The 20,119-nt window shown below is 53.8% G+C and carries 15 protein-coding genes and 1 pseudogene; 6 read left to right on the top strand and 10 right to left on the bottom strand.

All coding sequences use genetic code 11. From position 1 onward, the window contains the following. Positions 1 to 141 precede the first annotated feature (141 nt). Positions 142 to 1,212, bottom strand: coding sequence for a LacI family DNA-binding transcriptional regulator (locus NR201_RS07470; RefSeq protein WP_031594605.1), 1,071 nt, complete (start codon positions 1,210 to 1,212; stop codon positions 142 to 144). A gap of 265 nt (positions 1,213 to 1,477) precedes the next feature. Here NR201_RS07470 and NR201_RS07465 point away from each other — a divergent pair, with 265 nt between their 5' ends. Then, complete coding sequence (locus NR201_RS07465; protein WP_256844017.1) at positions 1,478 to 2,740, top strand: maltoporin; 1,263 nt, start codon at positions 1,478 to 1,480, stop codon at positions 2,738 to 2,740. A gap of 83 nt (positions 2,741 to 2,823) precedes the next feature. Here the strand turns inward: NR201_RS07465 and NR201_RS07460 are convergent, their stop codons facing one another. From NR201_RS07460 to NR201_RS07435, 6 genes are all read right to left on the bottom strand, one after another. Further along, positions 2,824 to 3,147: a glucose PTS transporter subunit EIIB gene (locus NR201_RS07460; RefSeq protein ID WP_010259145.1), complete on the bottom strand. Its 324-nt coding sequence runs from the start codon at positions 3,145 to 3,147 to the stop codon at positions 2,824 to 2,826. 420 nt (positions 3,148 to 3,567) lie between these two features. Next, on the bottom strand, positions 3,568 to 5,643 hold the full coding sequence (locus NR201_RS07455) for a beta-galactosidase (protein WP_256849589.1): 2,076 nt from the start codon (positions 5,641 to 5,643) through the stop codon (positions 3,568 to 3,570). Positions 5,644 to 5,684: 41 nt separating this feature from the next. Beyond that, complete coding sequence (locus tag NR201_RS07450) at positions 5,685 to 6,878, bottom strand: glycosyl hydrolase 53 family protein (RefSeq protein WP_256849588.1); 1,194 nt, start codon at positions 6,876 to 6,878, stop codon at positions 5,685 to 5,687. A 3-nt stretch (positions 6,879 to 6,881) separates the two neighbouring features. Then, entirely contained in the window at positions 6,882 to 7,733 is an 852-nt protein-coding gene (locus NR201_RS07445) for a sugar ABC transporter permease (protein ID WP_010259151.1), read from the bottom strand. A 10-nt stretch (positions 7,734 to 7,743) separates the two neighbouring features. After that, positions 7,744 to 9,051 carry a carbohydrate ABC transporter permease gene (locus tag NR201_RS07440; protein ID WP_031594081.1) on the bottom strand — a complete coding sequence of 436 codons (1,308 nt, stop codon included), beginning with the start codon at positions 9,049 to 9,051 and terminating at the stop codon, positions 7,744 to 7,746. A 41-nt stretch (positions 9,052 to 9,092) separates the two neighbouring features. Then, a complete protein-coding gene (locus NR201_RS07435) occupies positions 9,093 to 10,313 on the bottom strand; it encodes an extracellular solute-binding protein (protein ID WP_191914063.1) in 1,221 nt (406 codons plus the stop codon). A 313-nt stretch (positions 10,314 to 10,626) separates the two neighbouring features. Between NR201_RS07435 and NR201_RS07430 the strand changes: the two genes are divergently transcribed. Continuing rightward, positions 10,627 to 11,757, top strand: a complete 1,131-nt coding sequence (locus tag NR201_RS07430; RefSeq protein WP_372340247.1) for an ABC transporter ATP-binding protein — start codon at positions 10,627 to 10,629, stop codon at positions 11,755 to 11,757. 243 nt (positions 11,758 to 12,000) lie between these two features. Here the strand turns inward: NR201_RS07430 and NR201_RS07425 are convergent, their stop codons facing one another. Continuing rightward, on the bottom strand, positions 12,001 to 12,600 hold the full coding sequence (locus NR201_RS07425; RefSeq protein ID WP_010259156.1) for a hypothetical protein: 600 nt from the start codon (positions 12,598 to 12,600) through the stop codon (positions 12,001 to 12,003). A 30-nt stretch (positions 12,601 to 12,630) separates the two neighbouring features. Next, positions 12,631 to 12,972: a hypothetical protein gene (locus tag NR201_RS07420; RefSeq protein WP_010670649.1), complete on the bottom strand. Its 342-nt coding sequence runs from the start codon at positions 12,970 to 12,972 to the stop codon at positions 12,631 to 12,633. Positions 12,973 to 13,373: 401 nt separating this feature from the next. Here NR201_RS07420 and NR201_RS07415 point away from each other — a divergent pair, with 401 nt between their 5' ends. The 4 genes and pseudogenes from NR201_RS07415 (at position 13,374) to NR201_RS07400 (ending at position 18,915) form a co-directional block, all read left to right on the top strand. After that, complete coding sequence (locus NR201_RS07415) at positions 13,374 to 13,811, top strand: DUF2628 domain-containing protein (RefSeq protein ID WP_010670648.1); 438 nt, start codon at positions 13,374 to 13,376, stop codon at positions 13,809 to 13,811. A 358-nt stretch (positions 13,812 to 14,169) separates the two neighbouring features. Then, positions 14,170 to 16,047, top strand: coding sequence for a M48 family metallopeptidase (locus tag NR201_RS07410; protein WP_033786801.1), 1,878 nt, complete (start codon positions 14,170 to 14,172; stop codon positions 16,045 to 16,047). Positions 16,048 to 16,170: 123 nt separating this feature from the next. After that, positions 16,171 to 17,151: pseudogene (locus NR201_RS07405) on the top strand (YiiG family protein). A 246-nt stretch (positions 17,152 to 17,397) separates the two neighbouring features. Further along, on the top strand, positions 17,398 to 18,915 hold the full coding sequence (locus tag NR201_RS07400; protein ID WP_256849587.1) for a hypothetical protein: 1,518 nt from the start codon (positions 17,398 to 17,400) through the stop codon (positions 18,913 to 18,915). A gap of 196 nt (positions 18,916 to 19,111) precedes the next feature. On the opposite strand, the gene NR201_RS07395 is transcribed toward NR201_RS07400, so the two are convergent. Beyond that, a complete protein-coding gene (locus tag NR201_RS07395) occupies positions 19,112 to 20,002 on the bottom strand; it encodes a LysR family transcriptional regulator (RefSeq protein ID WP_256849586.1) in 891 nt (296 codons plus the stop codon). Between the last annotated feature and the right edge of the window lie 117 nt (positions 20,003 to 20,119).

The raw sequence follows: 20,119 nt of genomic DNA, 5'->3' as shown, positions 1-20,119 counted from the left end.
CTGCATTACCGCGAAGCAGAATGCCCGTTCACTGACCGATTTAGTGATCGGATAATTTTTCCGACGTGCAGAATCGTTATCCTGATCTGAGCATAGCAGCGGCGCGTTCTTATGCTTTTTTTATCTGCTTGCGGTGTTCTGCTACTCAAGGCGACTGGCGAGCAGCCGCAGCTGCTCAGCAATCTGCTTCAGATCACGCTGCTGCTGACCGGCGATACCCGTCGAGCTGCGTACCACCAGTTTTGCCGGAAGGATAGAAGAGGAACGCTGCTCATCCTGCTCACTGGCTAACAACAGACGCGCAACGGCCTCTTTGCCCTGTAAATCAAGATCGAGCGACACCGTGGTCAGCGCCGGATGGAAGAAGGCACTTTCATAGGTGTCATCGTAGCCAATCACCGAAATCTGCCCCGGCACCGCTACACCGCGCTGATGCAGCGCGCTCAGCACTCCCAGTGCCATCTGATCATTTCCCACCAGCAGCGCGCTGAACTCCGGCGCTTCACGCAGCAGTTGCAGCACGCCGTTGTAACCACTTTGCGCATCCCAGTTACCGTGGCTGACGCTGACCGGCTTCAGACGATAGCTCTCCAGCGTATCCAGCCAGCTCTTTAACCGCAGATTGGCAGAAACGGACTCCTCTGGCCCGGCCAGCAGAGCAAATTCCCGATGCCCCTGCTCGTAGAGATATTTGACACTGGCACGGGTACCGTCAGCCGGGTTAAACGAAACGTTAAACACCGCGCTGTACGGATCAACATCAAGAAACAGACACAGGATATCGTCGTTCTCCTGCACGATCCGCTCCGCATCACTGCTCTCCAGCGGGACGTTGATAATCACCTTATCCACGCGCTGCGACTTCAGCTCATTGATACAATTCTGCAGACTTTGATTGACGTTCTCATCAATCATGGCGATCAGCACCTGATAGTCAGCGGCATTGGCATATCGTTTAACCGCAGCGGCCACCTGCGAAGGAGCATGCAACGCCAGCGATGTGGTCACCAGACCCAGCGTTGTGCTCTGCTTACCCACCAGCTGTTGCGCCAGTCTGTTTGGCACGTAGCGCAGGGTTTCAATAGAGTTCTCCACCTTGCGCCGCGTTGATTCTGAGACGTTTGCCGACTTATTCAAAACCCGCGAAACCGTCTGATAAGAGACGCCAGCATGGCGGGCGACATCCTCTAAGGTGGCATTTTTTGATTTCATAATTCGCATCCCTGATTACCGATGGCGGAATGGTATCACAGCAGCCGAATAAGCCAGGTTACCGCAGTCACATTGCGCAAATAAAAAGTAAAAGTCATACCTTCACATCACGAGGTTTGGTGATCTGATTCACTAATCGTTACAAATACCGCCACTTTATTTGCAGTGCATCACACATTATCGCGATTTTGTTTGTCACCCATCTGACAAAAAGCGTTAACTGCCGCTGTCATGTGAACGTATTACAAATAAAATTGAGGATAACATGGAAACAAAGTTACGTACTGCTGCTGTGGCGCTTGCTGCGGCCCTGACCTCCCCGACGCTCTATGCTGCTATCGACAACATTGATTTCCATGGCTATCTGCGTGGTGGCGTTGGCGTATCGCAGGATGGCGGTATTGAAGAGTATCAAAAGAACAAGATTGGCCGTCTCGGCAATGAAGCCGACACCTACGGCGAGGTTGAGCTGGGCAGCGAAGTCTACAAAAAGGATGACGTCAGTTTTTACGTCGACACCATGGTCAGCATGTTCTCCGACGGTTCTAACGATAACGAAACCACCTTCGGTGACGATGCGCAGTTTGGTTTGCGTCAGCTTAATCTGCAGATCAAAGGGCTGGTGCCGGGTGACAAGAATGCGGTGATCTGGGGCGGTAAACGTTACTACCAGCGTCACGATTTGCACATCATTGATACCAAATACTGGAATATCTCCGGCTCCGGTGCGGGTATCGAAAATTACACTCTGGGCCCGGGCGCGATCTCCTTTGCCTGGATCCGTGGCGATGCTAATGACGTCGATTACCGGGTCGATGGCGATAACGACGTCAACATTAACTACCTGGATCTTCGGTATGCTGGCTGGAAACCGTGGAGCGGTGCCTGGACCGAGTTTGGTATTGATTACGCCATGCCGAACACCACTAAAAAGCAGGAAGAGTATGGTGGCCTGTATGATGCGGAAAACGGCGTTATGCTCACCAGTGAAATCAGTCAGGATATGTGGGGCGGCTATCAGAAACTGGTGTTCCAGTACGCCAATAAAGGCCTGGCACAAAACATGATTTCACAGGGCGGTGGCTGGTATGACATGTGGAACGATACCCGCGATGCCACCGGCTACCGCGTAATCAATACCGGCCTGCTGCCGATCACCGACAAGTTCTCCCTGAATCAGGTCTTTACCTGGGGTTCAGCGGATGACGTCACCGCGCAGACCAGCAAAAGCACCCTGCTGTCGCTGGTGGGTCGTGGTCAGTATCAGTTCACGCAGTATGTCCGCGGGATCGGCGAAGTGGGTAGTTTCTGGCAGAAAGATGAGAACAAAGTGGGCAGTGACTATAAACAGGCGGGTCAGAAATATACGCTGGCGCTGGGTCTCGCAGCCGGTCCCGAATTTATGTCACGCCCGGAACTGCGTCTGTTTGCCTCTTACCTGAATGACTCAGAAGACGGACACAGTTTCCAGGACAACACCAGTAACAACACCTGGAACTTCGGCGTACAGGTCGAAGCCTGGTGGTAACCAAGCAGTCTCCTCATTGTGATCATTGTTAAGCTCTTATGCAGGGGCTTATTTGGATAACCGGCGACGGTTATCCATTTTTTTTACTCCGGCTGAAGCGGCTTAAAGAATCGGGCTTCCAGCAACTGACGCAGCTGGTCGGATTGCGTACCAAAGATGGCATGAACCTCCTGCCCCAGAATCACCACGCCAATCGCCCCCGCCTTCTGTAATCCTGCCGTATCAACCGCCCTCAGCGATGTCACTTTCACCCGCAGCCGGGTTAAACAGGCGTCCACCTGCTGAATATTTTCACGCCCGCCAAAGCACTCTACAAGACGCTCCAGCAGCGCACTGTCAATCTCAACCTCTTCCGCCGTCAGCGGCTGCCGACTGAAATATTGCTTAAACGATTTCAGACTCACCATGTTGTTCTCCTCCAGATAATAAAAAGGCGGGCTGCTGCCCGCCACTCACGACTGATAAACGAAAACGAGGGGGAATGGCTTCAGGGCACTCACAGAAAATACACTCTTCCTGCCCTCAAACCCTATTCCTCCGCCACAAAGTCCGCAATTAAAGCCGGTCCAAAACTTCCAACAGACAACTCCCATGCGCAAAGCGATGGGGGCCAGTACCTGTAGCAAAGCATCACGGGCCAGGGACAAAAACGCCGGGAGCGTTTTTGAACAACGCAACGCGTTGGCCCGGGAACGGGCGCACCTCAGGGATGAGGTGCGTAATTGCCCGTGTTGAGCTGGCAGGGATGCCATCTTTTGCGTCTTTGCGGAAGGTACTGGCCCCCTGAGCCGATGCTAAACCTGCCAGCAAACGGCATTAAACTAACGTCAAAGGCTTGCACCTTCAGTTAGCGGCACACTCAGAACGCGACATCCCCACGGCGCCAGCACCAGCGATTCCCCCACAACCGAGCCATCGATCAAATCGCTGAGCCCAGCAGGCAACGACAGCTGCTGCACCTGACCGGTAAAATTCTGCACAAAAAGAAACGCCTGTTCGCCATCAGTGCGCCGCTGAACGACCACACCCGGTGGCAGATCAATCGCCAGAGCGCGTGGCAACGCCAGCTGCTTAATCAACGCACCATAAAAATCCCGCTGGAAAGACAGATCATTACGCGATGCGATATACCAGGCTTTGCCCTGACCCACGCGATTCACCGTCACCGCCGGGGTACCGGCATAAAAATCGCTCTCATAGCTGGCCAGCGCCGTTGCCCCTTCCAGATGAATATGCTCGCAAAGCTCTCGCGCCTGATAAGGCCCGCTCAGACCCAGCTCATTGCCGCGCACCCCGCGTACGCCATTGAACTCCTCATCAGTCAGACTATCGATCTCTTCTGACCAGATGCCGAGCAACGGCCGCAACGGCCCCGGGAAGCCACCGGGATAACACAGATCGCTCTCATTCACGATGCCGCTCCAGTAGCTGGCAACGAAATGCCCGCCCCGCTCAAGATGCTGCTCCATCCGCGCCGCAAAACCATCCCGCACCATATACAGCATCGGCGCAATCACCAGATCGTAACCACTGAGATCGCAGTCGCCGTTAATCACATCCACCGCCACGCCCTGCTCCCAGAAAGCACGGTAGTGCTCGTTCACTGTGCGCTCATAATGCAGGCCGAGATTGCGCGGCCCCTGCGCATTATCCATCGCCCAGCGACTCTCCCAGTCGAAAATAATCGCCACCCGCGCCTCAACCCGGCTGCCCATCACCGGCGTCATCGCGGCCAGCATCCGGCCCAGCTCACTCACTTCACGACCGGTGCGCGTATCAAGATGACCCACATGATCGACTACTGCGCCATGAAACTTCTCGACCGAACCCCGGCTCTTGCGCCACTGAAAATATTGCACCGCGTCCGCACCATGGGCCACCGCCTGCAGTGACGACAGAATATGCATCCCAGGCTTCTTCAGCTTGCTGGTCGGCTGCCAGTTGGTGGCGCTCGGCGTCGACTCCATCAACACGAAAGGCTTGCCCTGCTTCAGAGTGCGCATCAAATCGTGGTACATCGCGGTATAACAGGCGAGCGTGGTCTCATCCTTCTCGTTATGCCACATCGGGTAGCTATCCCAGGAGATAAAATCGAGCACCGGTGCCAGCTTCCAGTAATCGTAGTCGTAGAAATATTCCATAAAATTGGTGGTCGCAGGCAGATCGGGATTGGCCTGCTTCAGCGGTTTAATCTCCCCACGACAGAAGTCAGTAACCTGATCGGTCATAAACCGCCGCCAGTCCAGATTCAGACCGTGAATCGACATCTCACCCTGTGGCGCTGGCGACACAATCTGTGACCAGTCGCTGTAGGTATGACTCCAGAAATCACTCCACCAGGCGAGATTCAGGTTCTCCAGCGTCTCATATCGGCGCTGCAACCAGCTGCGAAACGCCTGCTGACAGCGATCACAATGACATTCTCCGCCATACTCATTGGAAATATGCCAGCCGAGCACCGCCGGATGATGCGCATAACGCGCCGCCAGCCGGCTGTTCATCGCCTGCACTTTCTGGCGATACACCGGCGAGGTCATGCAGTGGTTATGACGACCACCATGCAGAGCCGGCACGCGATCGCGCCCCACACGCAGCACCTCCGGATACGCCTGCGACATCCAGGCTGGCCTGGCCCCGCTTGGTGTAGCAAGAAACACAGAAATCCCCTGCAGCCAGAGCGTATCAATCACCTCATCCAGCCAGCCAAATTCATAGCGCCCCTCTTCCGGCTCCAGCTTCGCCCAGCTGAAAATACCCACCGACATAACGTTACAGTTCGCCTGCTTCATCATCATGACGTCGTCATCAATAATGCCCGGCTGGTGCGCCCACTGTTCGGGATTGTAGTCAGCACCATGCAGCAGCCGGTTAACCCGGGCGCTGAGCGGGGGAAATTTATTCATACCTGTTCCTCAGGGGTAGACATCAGCATTTGCGCTAATGGTTAATGAAAAACCTGCAGCGAAGGCAGCGCCTTGCCGTGACAGTCAAACAGCGCCTGGTTTTCGCGGGCGTTACCCTGTTTCCATTCGTCGTGGATATATTTCATGCCAGCGGGCGTCGCCCAGGTATTGCCGGGCGCAGGGATCCACGCCGGTTCCCAGTAGACGACACCCTTGCCGCGATGGTCCGGCACCGCCAGCACCGCTTTAATCAGGTCATGCAGATAAGCCGCCTGGCCCGCTACACTGCCGGGATAGCCGCCCGCCTGCTCCTCTTTGGCCTGGAAACTGTTCTCCGCGCTATCGCAGTTTTCCAGCGTGTAGCCGTAGGCTGCTTCCACCACCATCACGTCTTTGTCATAGCGCCGGGAGATATCATCCATGTTGGCTTTCAGGGCGCTGATGGGGCCGTTCCAGTAGGTGTACATCGACAGGCCAATCACATCGAATGGCACATCACGCTTAACGATCTCGTCGAACCACCAGCGGAACATGTCGTTCTTTGTGCCCTCAGCCAGGTGCAGCATGATCTTCACCTGATGCGGGTCGCTGAGATTCTCACGCACCCCGCTGATCCCGGCTTTCAGCAGACCGGCCAGCCGATCAAACTCACCGCCGTTCTGGCCCCAGCTTTTGCCTTCCGGCCAGAGCATGCCACCGTTAAGTTCATTGCCAATCTGCACGATATCCGGCATCACACCGTCCGCTTTGAAACGAGCGATGGTGTCACGGGTGTAGTCATGAACCTGGGTTTCCAGCTGCGGAAAAGGCAGCGACTGCCAGGCTTTGGGCTTGAACTGCTTGCCTGGATCTGTCCAGAAATCGCTGTAATGAATATCCAGCAGTAGCTTCAGGCCCGCCGCTTTTACGCGCTTCGCCAGCGCCAGCGTGGTCGTCAGATCGTTGCCGCCACCACCGTAGGTCTGACCGCTGCCGTCGCGGGGATCCACCCACAGCCGCAGCCGGATGGTGTTGATGCCGCTGGCTTTCAGGATGGCGATGGCATCCTGCTGCTGGTTATCTGCGTTGTAGAATTTCGCACCCTGCTTCTCCAGTTCAGCCAGCGATGAGATATCCGCACCTTTGATAAAATCGGCTGGCCACGGCCCGGCAGAGCCAATGACAGGCTGATCGGCGGCGAGCAGGGGTGTCGCCCAGGCCAGCGCCAGGGCGAAAATCAATGTTTTTGGCGTCATGATTTATCCTTTAGTACTGCCTGAGGCCAGGCCAGAAACGAAGTATTTCTGCAGGGCCAGATAGAACACCGCCACCGGCACGGCGATCAGCACGGCACCGGCGGCATAGGTGGTGTAACTGGCGCCCATTTTTTGCGACACCAGGTTATAGAGGCCAATCGGCAGCGTGAACTGCTCTGGCGTTCGCAGAATGGTGCTGGAGAGGATGAAATCACCCAGCGGGCCGGTGAAGGAGAACAACGCCACTACCGCCAGGATCGGCTTCGACAGCGGCATAATGATCTCAACAAAGATGCGGAAGTTGCCCGCACCGTCCATGCGCGCTGACTCATCCAGATCTTTGGGAATCGAGTCGAGATAACCCTTCATCAGCCAGGTGTTCATCGGGATCATCCCGCCAACGTAGATCAGCACCAGCGCCAGATGGCTGTTGATCAACCCCAGCAGCTGCGACAGCACGAAAATCGCGATCAGCGCCGAAAACTGCGGGATCATCTGTAACAACAGAAACAGCATTAGTCCGTTCTGCCGCCCCTTGAACCGAAAACGGGAAAAAGCGTAGGCGGTACAGCTGACGCTGATCAACGTCAGCACCATGGTCAGGAAACTGATTTTCATCGAATTCCAGTACCACGTCAGGTAAGGCACCGTGCCATTGAACAGGTCGCGGTAGTGCTGCAGCGACGCATTCTCCGGAATGATCGAACTGCTGAGCAGGCTGTTACCTGCATTCAGTGATGCTCCTACTGTCCAGACCAGCGGATAGATAATGATGGCCGAGACGGCCAGCACCACCAGCCAGGTCAGCGACAGGCGTATCCACCTTTCGCGTTTAATACTGCCGGACTTCGCCATAACTGCTTCCTTACGCCATCTCATCTTGTTTAAACGACCGGGTCGCGCGGAACTGCCACAGCGCCAGACCTACCACGAAAATCGACAGCAAAATGGTGATAGTGGCGGCGATAGCATATTGCGACGACGACATGGTGAGCTTGTAGATCCACGACACCAGGATATCGGTTCCTCCGGCATTCGACCCCGCCACAGCCGGACCGCCGTTGTTAAACAGATAGATGATGTTGAAATTATTAAAGTTGAAGGTGTATTGCGTGATGATGATCGGCGCAATGGCGTAGAGCACCAGCGGCAGCGTGATGGTTTTCAGCCGCGTCCAGGCGCTGGCACCGTCCATGATCGCCGCCTCATAGAGATCGTCAGGGATCGCCTGCAGGACGCCGGTAGTCATCGCAAACACAAACGGGAAACCGAGCCAGGTCTGCATCATAATCAGCGCGGTTTTGGTCCAGAACGGATCGGTCATCCACGCTTTGGGTGCAATGCCAAAGAAGTCGAGAATAGCGTTGTTGATCACCCCAAAGCTGTCGTTGAACATTCCGGCGAAGACCAGAATGGTGACGAAGCCCGGCACCGCCCACGGCAGGATAAAGATGGTGCGGATCAGCGGCTTGAAGCGCAGGTCCTTCTGATTGACCAGAATCGCCAGCATGACGCCCACGGTGCACTGCAGCGTGGTAGCGAGCAGTGTCCAGACCACCGTCCATTGCAGCACGTCAAAGAAGGTGGAGCGCCAGATCGACAGGGTAAAAATGTTGATGAAGTTTTTGAACCCCACCCAGTCCACCAGCTTCGCCGGTGGCGTGTGATAGAGGTTGTAGTTGGTGAAGGCGATGGCGAAACCGAACAGAATCGGAAACACCACTACAAACACCAGCAGAATAAAGCCTGGCGAAATCATCAGATAGGGGAAGCCATCGCGCAGCAGTAACTGATACTGCTGGCGCACGCTGTTCAGCTGCTGACCCTTGTCGCGCCTGACGCCATTGACCCAGGCGTCGCGCATTGACACTCCCCAGACCGCCACGCCGAAGGCGGCAATCAGTACGCTGATAATGCCCTCTGCCAGCAGAAAAATGGAGTTATCACGCGGCACCGATTCGCCCAGCGTATAGAGCCCCCAGAATCCCTCACGCAGAAAATCGTGGAACACGCCGGTAAAACTGCTGAGCAAAATCAGAAAACAGAGCCCTTTAGCCCACTGGCGGTGGTAAAACTGGCCGAAGCCAGGCAGCAGTGCCAACACAGCACCGGTGGTCGCATGACGACGCGGACGCTTAGCCGTCACCAGATTTTCATCGGAAGATATAGCCACACCCTGATCCTTATCCTGTACGGTTATCCCGTGAACCTGCATTACTGGTTGCTGGCCTGCATCGCTTCAATCTGCATGGTGATCTGCTTCACTGCATTATCCAGTGCCGCTTTTGGCTCCTGCTTGCCGGATACACTCAACTCAAGGGCAGCATTAGCTGGCCCCCATACTTCCTGCATTTCCGGCACGCCTGGCATCGCTGACGCACGCGCCGCCTGCACCGCGACCGCGTTGGCCTTCTCATCATCTTTGATAATCGGATCGTTCATCAGCGCGGTGACCGGTGGGATCTCCTGGGTTTTCTGATAACGCTCTTTCACGTACTGCGGCTGGTTGATGAAGGTGAGGAACTTCTGCGCCAGCGCCTGATCTTTACTCCAGGTAGAGACCACATAGCCTTTTACGCCCAGGAAGGAGCTCATCGGCTTGCCATTAGGCAGCAGCGGCAGCGGTGCCACGCCATAGTTGATTCCGGCAGCCTGATAGGGCTGGAATGCCCACGGCCCATTGATCACCGCCGCCGCTTTCTTCTCGGTAAACAGCGAGTCGATGGCGTTGAGGCCGTTGTCGCCCATGATGCCGCCTGGCAACAATCCTTCACTGAAGAAGCGCTTGAGATAAGTCACCGCTTCCACGCTGCCTGGGGTGTTCAGACCGATATCCTGAGTGTTAATGGCGCCTTTGGCGTCTTTGCCAAAGATGTAAGAGCCCATCGGAGCCATCACACCCCAGCTGTAATAAATCTGGTCAAACTTAGCGAGCAGGCCATACTGCTTCGCCTCACGCTGCTTCTGGGAGAAGGCACGGTATTCCTCCAGCGTTTTCAGTGGCGACGGCAGCAGATCTTTGTTGTAAATCAGCACCAGCGTTTCCACCGCTTTGGGTACGCCGTAGACCACACTGTTCTGTGTGAAAGCCGCCATTGCTGAGGGGGTGTAAGCGCTCTGCTCTGCCGCATCAATTTTTAGCGGTGCCAGTAATCCCTGTACGACCGCGCTGCCGAGCTGATCATTAGGGATCACCAGGACATCCGGGCCAATACCCGCCGGGCCATCAAGACGCAGCTTCTCAATCTGCTGTGCAAACGGCATCTCCTGAACTTTCACTTCAACGCCGAACTGTTTCTGAAAATCGGCGATCGCCGTTTTGATGCCGTCTGATTTTTTAATGTCTTCCCAGACGGTAAGTTGCTGAGCGGCCCAGGCGGATTGATTAAGCACCAATGCGGAAAGAAGTAGCGTAACGCTGATTTTGATTTTCATTACTGGCCTCGTGTGAAGGTATGACATTTTAAGCTGTCATTTGCTGATGTTCTTTTTTCAGGCACATGCTGAACAAGGAATTATTGAGCATATGAAGTGTGGATAACGTATCGCATTTGAGCCATAAGCTACGCGGAATGCGTACCGCGCTCCAGCCCGTTCGCATCAATGTGTGATCGCTATTACAGAAATCAAAATCAGCGGTAGGGCGCACTCTGGCGGAGCGATATAGTCAGCGCAGGCACCATCAGGGCTGACGTGTAAAAAGACAAACTGTTATACGTCATACATTTCAGCCGCCAAATCCCTTGCCATGAGGATCAGCATGTCCAGCATCAGATTGAGAAACGTCACCAAACGCTTTGGTAAAACAGAAACGCTGAAAAATATCGCGCTTGATATTGAGGCCGGTGAGTTTGCGGTCTTCGTCGGTCCGTCAGGCTGCGGTAAATCCACACTGCTGCGGCTGATCGCCGGGCTGGAAGAGATCAGTGACGGTGAGATTTTGATTGGTGATGAGGTCATGAATGATGTCGCACCCTCGCACCGCGGAGTGGCAATGGTGTTTCAGTCTTATGCGCTTTACCCGCATATGACGGTGGCGGAAAATATCGGTTACGGCCTGAAGGTGAACGGCCTGCCGAAAGCGCAGATTCAGCATCAGGTAGAGATGGTGGCGAAGACGCTACAGCTTGCGCATCTGCTGGATCGTAAACCAAAGCAGCTTTCCGGCGGTCAGCGTCAGCGTGTCGCCATTGGTCGCGCAATCGTGCGAAATCCCCGGGTGTTTATGTTTGATGAGCCCTTATCGAACCTGGATGCGGAACTGCGTGTCGATATGCGGCTGCACATCGCGAAGCTGCACCAGGAGCTAAAAACCACTATGGTCTATGTGACGCACGATCAGACGGAAGCAATGACGCTGGCCGATAAAATTGTGGTCATGAACTACGGCAAGGTTGAACAGGTGGGTTCACCGATGGCGCTCTATTACAACCCGATTAACCGCTTTGTCGCCGGTTTTATCGGCTCACCTAAGATGAACTTCCTGCCTGCACGCGTGGAGCAGTGTGGCCCTGCTGGCCTGGTCGCCCTGATCAATGACGGCGAGCATCGGCTGCAGCTCCCCTCGCCCATCCGCCAGTTGCAACCAGGCGATGAGATCACGCTGGGTATCCGGCCGGAACAGTTGCAGATCAACGGCGATGCACCACTGAACATCAATTTCCACTGCGAAGTGGTTGAGCGACTCGGCAACAATACCTATCTGTTTGGTCAGAGCCACGGCCACGACGGCTTCAAGATGCTGCTGCCCGGCGATGTGCATTTCCGTCCTTATCAGACGCTGCGCCCCACCTTCCATCCGCACCACTGCATGGTGTTTGATGCTGAAGGTGCTCGTATCAGCGCGGATATAGCGATGCCGCAGGTTCGCGCAGCCTGAAGTAGATGTTTGCATAAAGTTAACGAGAGGCCGGAGACGGCCTTTTCTGTTTTCAGGCCTGGCATAACGCCTGAAGAAAGAGGTCAGGAAAGGGGTTTGCGGGCAAGCCGTGATGACGCGCAGACGCGTCAGCCTGAGCATTGTTCAGACAAGGCATTGCAGGTGTGTTCTGAGTAACTCATGAACCCCACCAGCAACCCCTTATCCGGGTCGATCAGCTAACCGGGCTTAGCGACTGAGACCTTACTTACCGAGGATATTGTTTACTGCTTTCAGGTGGCCAGCCTTGTCTTTGTGGTTTGAAATCACCTGAATAACGGTGAATTTCTTGTTGGCGACCGCCAGCAGCGTCGCCTGTTGTACATCGTTACCACCCATTTTGTCGGTGGCTTCAATATGATAGACCGGCAAACCGTTGGTATTTTCAGTTTTCTCACTGATCACCGTATAAGAAGGTGAAGCCTGCTTCTGCTTGTCTTTGATAGACTTCCCGCCTTCAAGAAAATCAGCGTCACTGCCACCGCGCGCAATCAATGGGATCTCTTCTTCGCCAATGATCAATACGCGTTTTTCCTGCTTGTTCACATACATGGTGCCTGGTCCGCCGCCCGGCACAGGCTGCTTTTCATAGCCCTGCAGTTTGAACGTCTGTTTGCCATCCAGCAAAGAGATCGTCTGAGTCTGCGTGTTTGCAGCTGGTGCTGTCTCAGCGGCTGATGCCATCAGAGAAGTAGCCCCGATGGCAGTTGCCAGGCAGATCGCACCCATAATGTTTAATGATTTTCTTAATTTCACCATGAACTCCTTCGTATTGATGATATTTCCATTTCGCTGATACAGCATCAGTATGGCCTGTATCAGTGATGTGAAGTGTTATCGGGTCAGGTCGTAAATACAGATCCCTGAGCCGAGCAGAAACAGAATAATCGGCCAGTAGAGAACGGGAATAAAAAAGAAGTTGTGGGTTTTTTCGGGGGCCATCATTGGCTGGCTTTTCGTTGCTTGTGCAAGGGAGTCCAGCCATTTTTCCTGCCGAAGAACCCAGACAAAGGCCGCACAAAAAAGGGCAGAAACGATCAGCGTAGCCCCTGTCGCCCATAGATGGGAGACAAAGAAACCGTCGTAGTAATAAATATCTAACAGCCATTTACACAGGAGGTAGGCGGCAGAAATTAATACTGCGACGAAAAAACCCACTCCGCTCCATGCGATCATCTTTATATCCTTCTAAGGTGTGAGGAACGAGGAATATTTTTTTTGAAAATTAACATATTTTTATCATTGTGGCGATATTTTCTTTGGTGCTAATATCAATTACATCCAGCACAGGAGATGTCCGGCCTGTGCAATTTTCACATTACTGATTCTGATGGATTTATTTTCAAATATTGTTGTTTAACCTGAATTCGGCACCCGTGCAGCTAATAGCGCACCCAGGGTGCAGCATGGCTATTTGTACCGTACCGATATTATTTTGGTGCAAATTAACACGGCTTTCCTGTTTTTAAAATTCGTATGCGCTGTTCTGGCGGTCAATAAGCACCATTCATGCGGCTGTCATCCGTCTGAAACAGTGTCGGTCTCTGTAGTTTTCTGCGCAGGATATTGAGGCAACCATGAATCAACCTATTGAAAATCATAATAAAGTAAACGCAACTAAAGAGTACAGTGCGAAATGGCAGACCCGATTTGATTTTTTCGACCTTCATGGTGCTCCCAGTACACCAGGCTTCAGACAGGCATTGAAACAACTGCCTTTCAGGCAAAAATTAAAAGTGAACATGAATTTAATTGCCTTCCTTTTCGGCCCGATTTATCTGTTCGTACTCGGCCTGTGGAAGAAGAACATCATGCTGATTTTAATTATGGTAGTTGTTTATACTATTCTGATCATCGCCTTAGCGATAGCGGGCATGGAATTTCCACGGTATCTTCAGGTTGGCCTGGGCTATGGTTTTAATGCCCTGTACGGCATGAGCACCAATTACAGTTATTACCTGAAAGAGAAAAAAGGCGATAACGGCTGGAATCCCTTCAAAGGTATGCGCTGGTGATTTTTTCGCACCGCTCTGATGGTAAAATATAGGATTATGGTGTATCGGATGCAGACAGATGGCGGGGATTAGCCCTCGGTCAGGAGATCGGACAGAATAAGTGATGAGCACTAACTCAAATTAGTGCTGTCGTGGCAGAACCACCGGAAGCCGCTAGAAAAATAACCTGACGGAAAAGGAAAAAATCGCCGAAAATATCCGGCTATACCTTTTCAAAACGGGTTCAGACTGGCTTATAATCGCTCTGCAATAATTATAATATCGTGAAGCTCGCATAAATGTTTCCGCACCGTTTAACCGGGGCCAGGATATTCTTTTCGGAATTTCCTGATAGCAGCAGCTTTTCCCTTTCATAGACATGCAGGATGTTATTATTTTGAATACATTAACGGAATTGAAAAAGGGTTATCTAAAGGTATTTTTCTGGCTGCTGTTCACACTGTTTCTCGTCCCTGTTATTACCCTGTTTTTTGCTGAATATGGCAACAAACAACTTGATCAGCAATACACGCAGTTCTTCATGGACGATGCGCGGGAACAACATCAGGATACGGACAAACTACAGGCGTTTCTGCAGCAGAACCCGCCTTCCAGTGTCTGCGGCCCGGTAGATGAAAATCTGCAGGATTACAAAAACGCCGTCTGCGAACCGCAATCCGAACTGTGGCAGTTCTACATGATGGATAAAGTGGCATTCTGGACACTGATCGGCAGCGGCGCTGTCCTGCTGATGGTGCTGTTGTTCAGTGCGCTGGCCTTTAAAAGCCGCCAGGGACAGGTTATCAGCCTGGCGCTGGCCCGCAAGTTCCTGATGCTGGCCTGTTCGCTGGAAGTCATGGTACAGGGCGGCATGCTGGTATGGCTCTCATTCTGGGGCACCGCCTTCTTCACGCAGACCTACTATCCCAAACTGGTGATGGCAGTAGGACTGCTGGTGCTGGCCGGTATGTATTACATGATTAAAGGCATCTTCAAAAAACTCCCACCGGAAGAGAGTATTGAAGGCGAAGTCGTGACCCGCGAAGCGGCACCGGCACTCTGGTCACAGATTGATATGCTCGCCGCCAGAGTGGGCACCACGCCACCCGATCATATTGTTGCGGGTATCGACACCAACTTCTACGTGACCGAAGCTCCGCTGAACGTGAATGGGAATCCGCTCACCGGCCGTAAGCTCTATGTCAGTATTCCGCTCCTGCGTCAGCTCACCGTTGCGCAGGCTGATGGCGTGATGGTCCATGAACTGACCCACCTGCATGAAGGCGACACCGCCTCCGGCGCATTACTGGGACCGAAACTGCATCGGTTTGATCTCTATATGCAGCTGATGGGTCAGAATGTGGCCACGCTGATCGTCTTCTATCCGCTCTATCTTTATCGCATGCTGTTTGAACTGGCGTGGCAGCGTAACAGCCGTGAACGTGAGTTTGTCGCGGATCGCAATGCATCAACGCTGGTCTCCCCTGCCGCGATTATCGAATCACTGATCAAAGTATCTGCGTATGCCAGCTACCGGAATGAAGTTGAACGAAACTTCTTTAATAATCAGACGCTGCACGAAAATGAACTGGGGATCAGTAAAGCTATTGCTGCCGGTCTGCCAGAACATGTCGCCTCTCCGGACTTTATCAGCGTCATCCGTGAGCAGAATGTGCCGCACCCGTTTGATTCACACCCGCCTCTGGCGGAAAGGATGCGTAACGTAGGGTATGAGATTAACGAAGCTGACTATGCAGCGATCGCCGCCGATTTCCCGGCCCAGAGCTGGGTCGATCTGATGCCGGTTGCCAACGAGATTGAACAGCAGTTATGGCAGAAATATGAGCGCGACTTCTCTTCTGTGCATGAAGAGAGCCTGGCCTGGCGCTATCAGCCTGACGGTGAAATGGAAACCGCGCTGGTGCTGAAGCATTTCCCCAATGTTCCTTATACCCTGAAAGATGGCTCGCAGATCGTCATCACCTGGCAGGGCATCGTGTCGCCGAAAACCGGCGAAGTGCTGGAGTGGGATAACGTTAAAAACATCAACGTTATTCGTAGCTTCGGCCGGGATAAGCTCTACGTGCAACATGTGCAGCCAAACTCGCAGGGAAAAAAACGCAGTGAGATCCCTCTGCCGGGCCTGAAAAAGGAGATTGAAGCCTTTAAAAACACCCTCGGCTATTACTGGCATCGTCATCAGACAGTCAGGGCGTTGCTGAAAGAAGAAACGGCGGCAGCGACGCAAAGCGCATAACCCGTTTGTCATCGGCTCCCTCCTCGCAGCTGAAAAGGGAGCCAATGCGAACATTTATTTTCAATCTCTACTTCTGACCACATAAATAAAGGAACGATTGTGTTTAAAAGAGCAAGCAGGGCCATGATACCCGGGATGCTGGTGACTGCCCTTGTGCTGCCGCTGGCAGCATGTGACAACAGTGACAAAGCGGATGCAAAACCCGCCCCTCAGAGTCAATCCCAGGCTGTTGCGGAGGATAGCGCTGCGCAACTCACCACAAAATTAAACGCCTATGTGGGTTGCTTTAACACTACGGATGGATCGGTTCGCGATAGTGCCCTGCGCTATGTGAGCTGGATGGCGAATGCTGAAAAGGGGCCAACCGGCAAAGAGCGCAGCGTCAACGTACTGGGCGAGGTCACGCCTTATGAACTGGAGAGCTGCACTAAAGCCATCAATCAGGCATCAAAGGCTAAACCGACGTTACCGGCGCTGGATGCTGCAGCAACATAGTATCTGGCGGATTTAACGACATTGCAGCCGCTGGTTTCGCAGGCTCATCTTTACTACAGTCAGGAAGATTACAAGGATGATGGCTTCGCGAAAGCCAAACAAATGCATCCGCCACTCATGAAGGCGTTTAACAGCTTTATGAAATCCAGCGACCAGTTCGGTGCCGAAGTTGAAAAAGAGAACAATGAGGTCGTTGCTGCGCAACTCGTTGAGATTGAAAAGTCTGAGGGCCGTCATAGTCGCTACTACCGCCTGGCATTAGTCACACAGGCCAAACCGCTGGCGACCCTGTTTACCTCTTCCGCTCCCGACGTGACAGAGATGACAAAAGCGATTGATGCTTACAGTACGCTGCTGAGTGAGGCAGAAAAGGCAACGGCCAGCGAAGCGGGCAAGCCATTAACCTGGTCCATCTTCCAGGATAATGCCGGAACCTTCCTGAAAGACTGCAAGGATCGCATGCGTCGGATTCGCGATAAAACACCTTACAGCACGGGTGAGCAGAGTCTGCTGAAAGGAAGCGGCAATTCAGGCTGGATGGTATCGGGTTCACCGATGCGTGTTTTAAAATCCTATAACGAACTGGTTGAGGCCGGTAACCGCCTGTAAGCTGAATACCTGCCCCGCATGCCTCCGGGCAGGCTTCGTCAGTCGGGCTGCTGCGTGCAACCCGACTGACGCTGTCACCTGCCGCGAAAAAAAATAAAAATGTTCACGCGCCAGCATTTCGTTAAAACGTTATGCCAGGCTAGTGTGCTGGATGGATCTAAGATCCGTGGCAAAGCGCACCCCTGAGCAGGATGCGCGCCGCATCAGATTTTCTGACTGTAAAATTTTTGACTGAGAGGAGTGAGAGTGCAAGCAAAGGTCGGCGATATCTACAGCGTGTATTCCCCGCAGTTGCAGCAGTACGTCGCCTGTCAGGTGACACACCTCCAGCAGCCTGCTAGTGCCAGAGGCAAAGTCCTTGCAGCCATACTCCAGCTCGACTGGGCAGGTGATCATTTGCCTGACAGGGCGGAAGCCAGCCGTATGCAGCCTTTGCGCTGTAGCTACTATTTTGTCAAAGACAGCTTCGATCACGGTTATGTCTCCGCCAATGTCCCACCGGGACATGTATTAATTGCCAACCTGCCGCCGCTGGCAGATCAGGAAGTAAACGCCTACAAGTTCGGCTGGGACGTGGGAAACAGTCTTGTTCGTCAGCGAAACTGGGAGAAGATCGACCCGGCCAGCCGTGCGCGGTTCAAGGCTGCTTCAGGCGCGCACAACGTGGTTGTCGGCGGCCAGACACTTCGCCAGGACACCACCCGTATCAATGACCACCTCCTGCAAACCCTGACCGATCTCTCTGAACTGGATCGCCTGCCCTGCCTGATGACCATCGAAACCCGCCATGGCACTCCGGAACTGATGGCCTATATACAGCAGCATGACTTCATTAATGAGTTGCACTGGCAATCCGCTGTCGTCAGCGAAATCGATGTCGGGGCGACCCGTCTATCGCGTTTTATTCTGAACCCTGAAGGCGTCAGCTGCGTGCGTCTGAATCCTGATCTCTCCCTGCTGTCACTCACCGCAACGCCTTCTTCAGGCTTTCAGGTAGAGGCGGATCAGGAGGGACGCAATCTGTGCCTGCAATGTTCGCAGACTTTGCCTGTGCTGCAGGGTATTGACCGGCTCAGGGCATTGTCATTGACAGGCGTTAAAGAGATTGATCTGGCACCAGTCGTTGAGCGCTTTACCTGTTTGACTGAGCTGCGCATCTGGGGAAATCCCGGCGTAGCCAGCAATATGCATCGTATTGCCGCACTGCCACAGTTGCAGATGCTGACTTTCTTCGACCTGTTTGGCTTCAGCGCGGCTGACTTTCCCTCACCAGAAGCGTTGCCCAATCTCTCATGCCTGTGGATGACCAGCGTCCCGCTTGACGTAATCAGCTCTGTCAGAACCGCTTATAAAAAGGCGACAACTCAGGGGTTGGATCTCTCGCTGAGTAAAGCGCGCAAGCCGGAATGGCTGGCTGAGAATCTGCACAATCCTTTCCGGGACTGGGATGGCCGCGAACATATTTCGGCCACTTATGCCAAAAAAGCATCGCTGGCTTACAAAAACCTGCGGGCTGCCACGATCAACATCGATAGCAGCATGGATGTGGCGAGCCTGTTAACCGCCGCTGTAACCGCCTACACCGAAGCCTTTAATCTCATCGACCGGCGTTCAAAGGCGATTGAGACGGTCGAGCGTGAGGAGATCTACAGTGTGCTGTGCGATGTTCTGAACCCGCTGGAGCAGAAACTGGGCGAGCAAGGCGCCACGCTTGTGGATCAGCCGCGGTTGTATCAGCTGTTCGACCAGTTACGCGAATTCTGAGCCATCCCGATGATTCAGGCGTGTTCCGCCACGCCATAAAACCGTTATTCGCCCCGATCACCCTATGCGGCAAAGCGTTAAGACGCGAGTTGAGAAAGGATCGCGGTCGGGAGAGTCTGCCGATCTCTCTTTCCCAGCCAGCCATTCAGTTGTTTATGATCGGGTAACGGCGGATAAAGTCAGCTGTGCAGTGGGTTTATCCGGAGATATTACCCTGCCCTTTACGCAGTCCGTTCAGGAGCGCCTGCGTCGCGCCAGAAGCTTTTCCGGAAGGCGAACAGACCAGCCCGAATTCACGGTGCAGAGGCGGGATGACCGGCATCACTGACAGGCCGCGCCGTTCCGCTGGCAGGGCTGATTCCGGCACCAGCGCGGCACCCATGCCTTCACGCACCAGCATGCAGGCGCTGATCCAGTCGCGGACTTTTACGCGCACGTCAGAGAGGTGGAATCCTGACTGTTCCATCAGGCTTTTGCCATTAACGACGCATCCGCCTGTTGCAAGCACAAAGGGCTGGTCTGCCAGTTCCTGCAGGGTTATACCGTTCGCGCCTGACTGACCGATGTGCGGAGCGCTGGCTGGCATGACGGCGACCCATGCGTCCTGTCCCAGTATCACATCAGCACGTCCGGGTGTGGGGTTCATTACCACCCCCAGTTCAACGGTGTCCGCTGCAAGCCACTCCTCAACTTCTTCATCCGTCCCTTCCAGCACCACCACCTCCATGCCCGGATGCAGACGCCTGAAGTTACGCAACAGCCCAGGCAGGAGTGTGGACGTCACAGAGGGAAAGCTGGCAAGCCGAATGCGTCCGCCCTTTAAACCCCGGCTCTCATCAGCCAGCACGCGGATCGCGCTGAGCTGCGACAGCATAATTCTGGCATGTTCAATGACCTGCTCTCCCAGCGCGGTAACACCGATGTGCCGGCGCTCACGCACGAATACCGCGAACCCGAGTGACGACTCTAACTGGGCGATAGCCTGGCTGGCACCGGACTGTGTCATGCCTGTCGTTTCAGCAGCACGCGAAATATTACTGGCATCGGCCACCGCCACCAGCAAGCGCCAGTGCAGAAGATTCATCATGGTTATCAGTAGCCCAGCTAATAGTTAATTATTGAAGCATTAATTTTACAGAATCCTCTGCGTTAAGCACAGTCTGTTACGTAACGACAAAGAGAATCTCACATCGCTTTCAATGTT

Source organism: Pantoea sp. Fr-CA_6 (assembly GCF_024520895.1).
GTDB lineage: Bacteria > Pseudomonadota > Gammaproteobacteria > Enterobacterales > Enterobacteriaceae > Pantoea > Pantoea agglomerans.
Note: the sequence above shows the minus strand (reverse complement) of the source record. Positions and strands in the feature narration are given on the sequence as shown.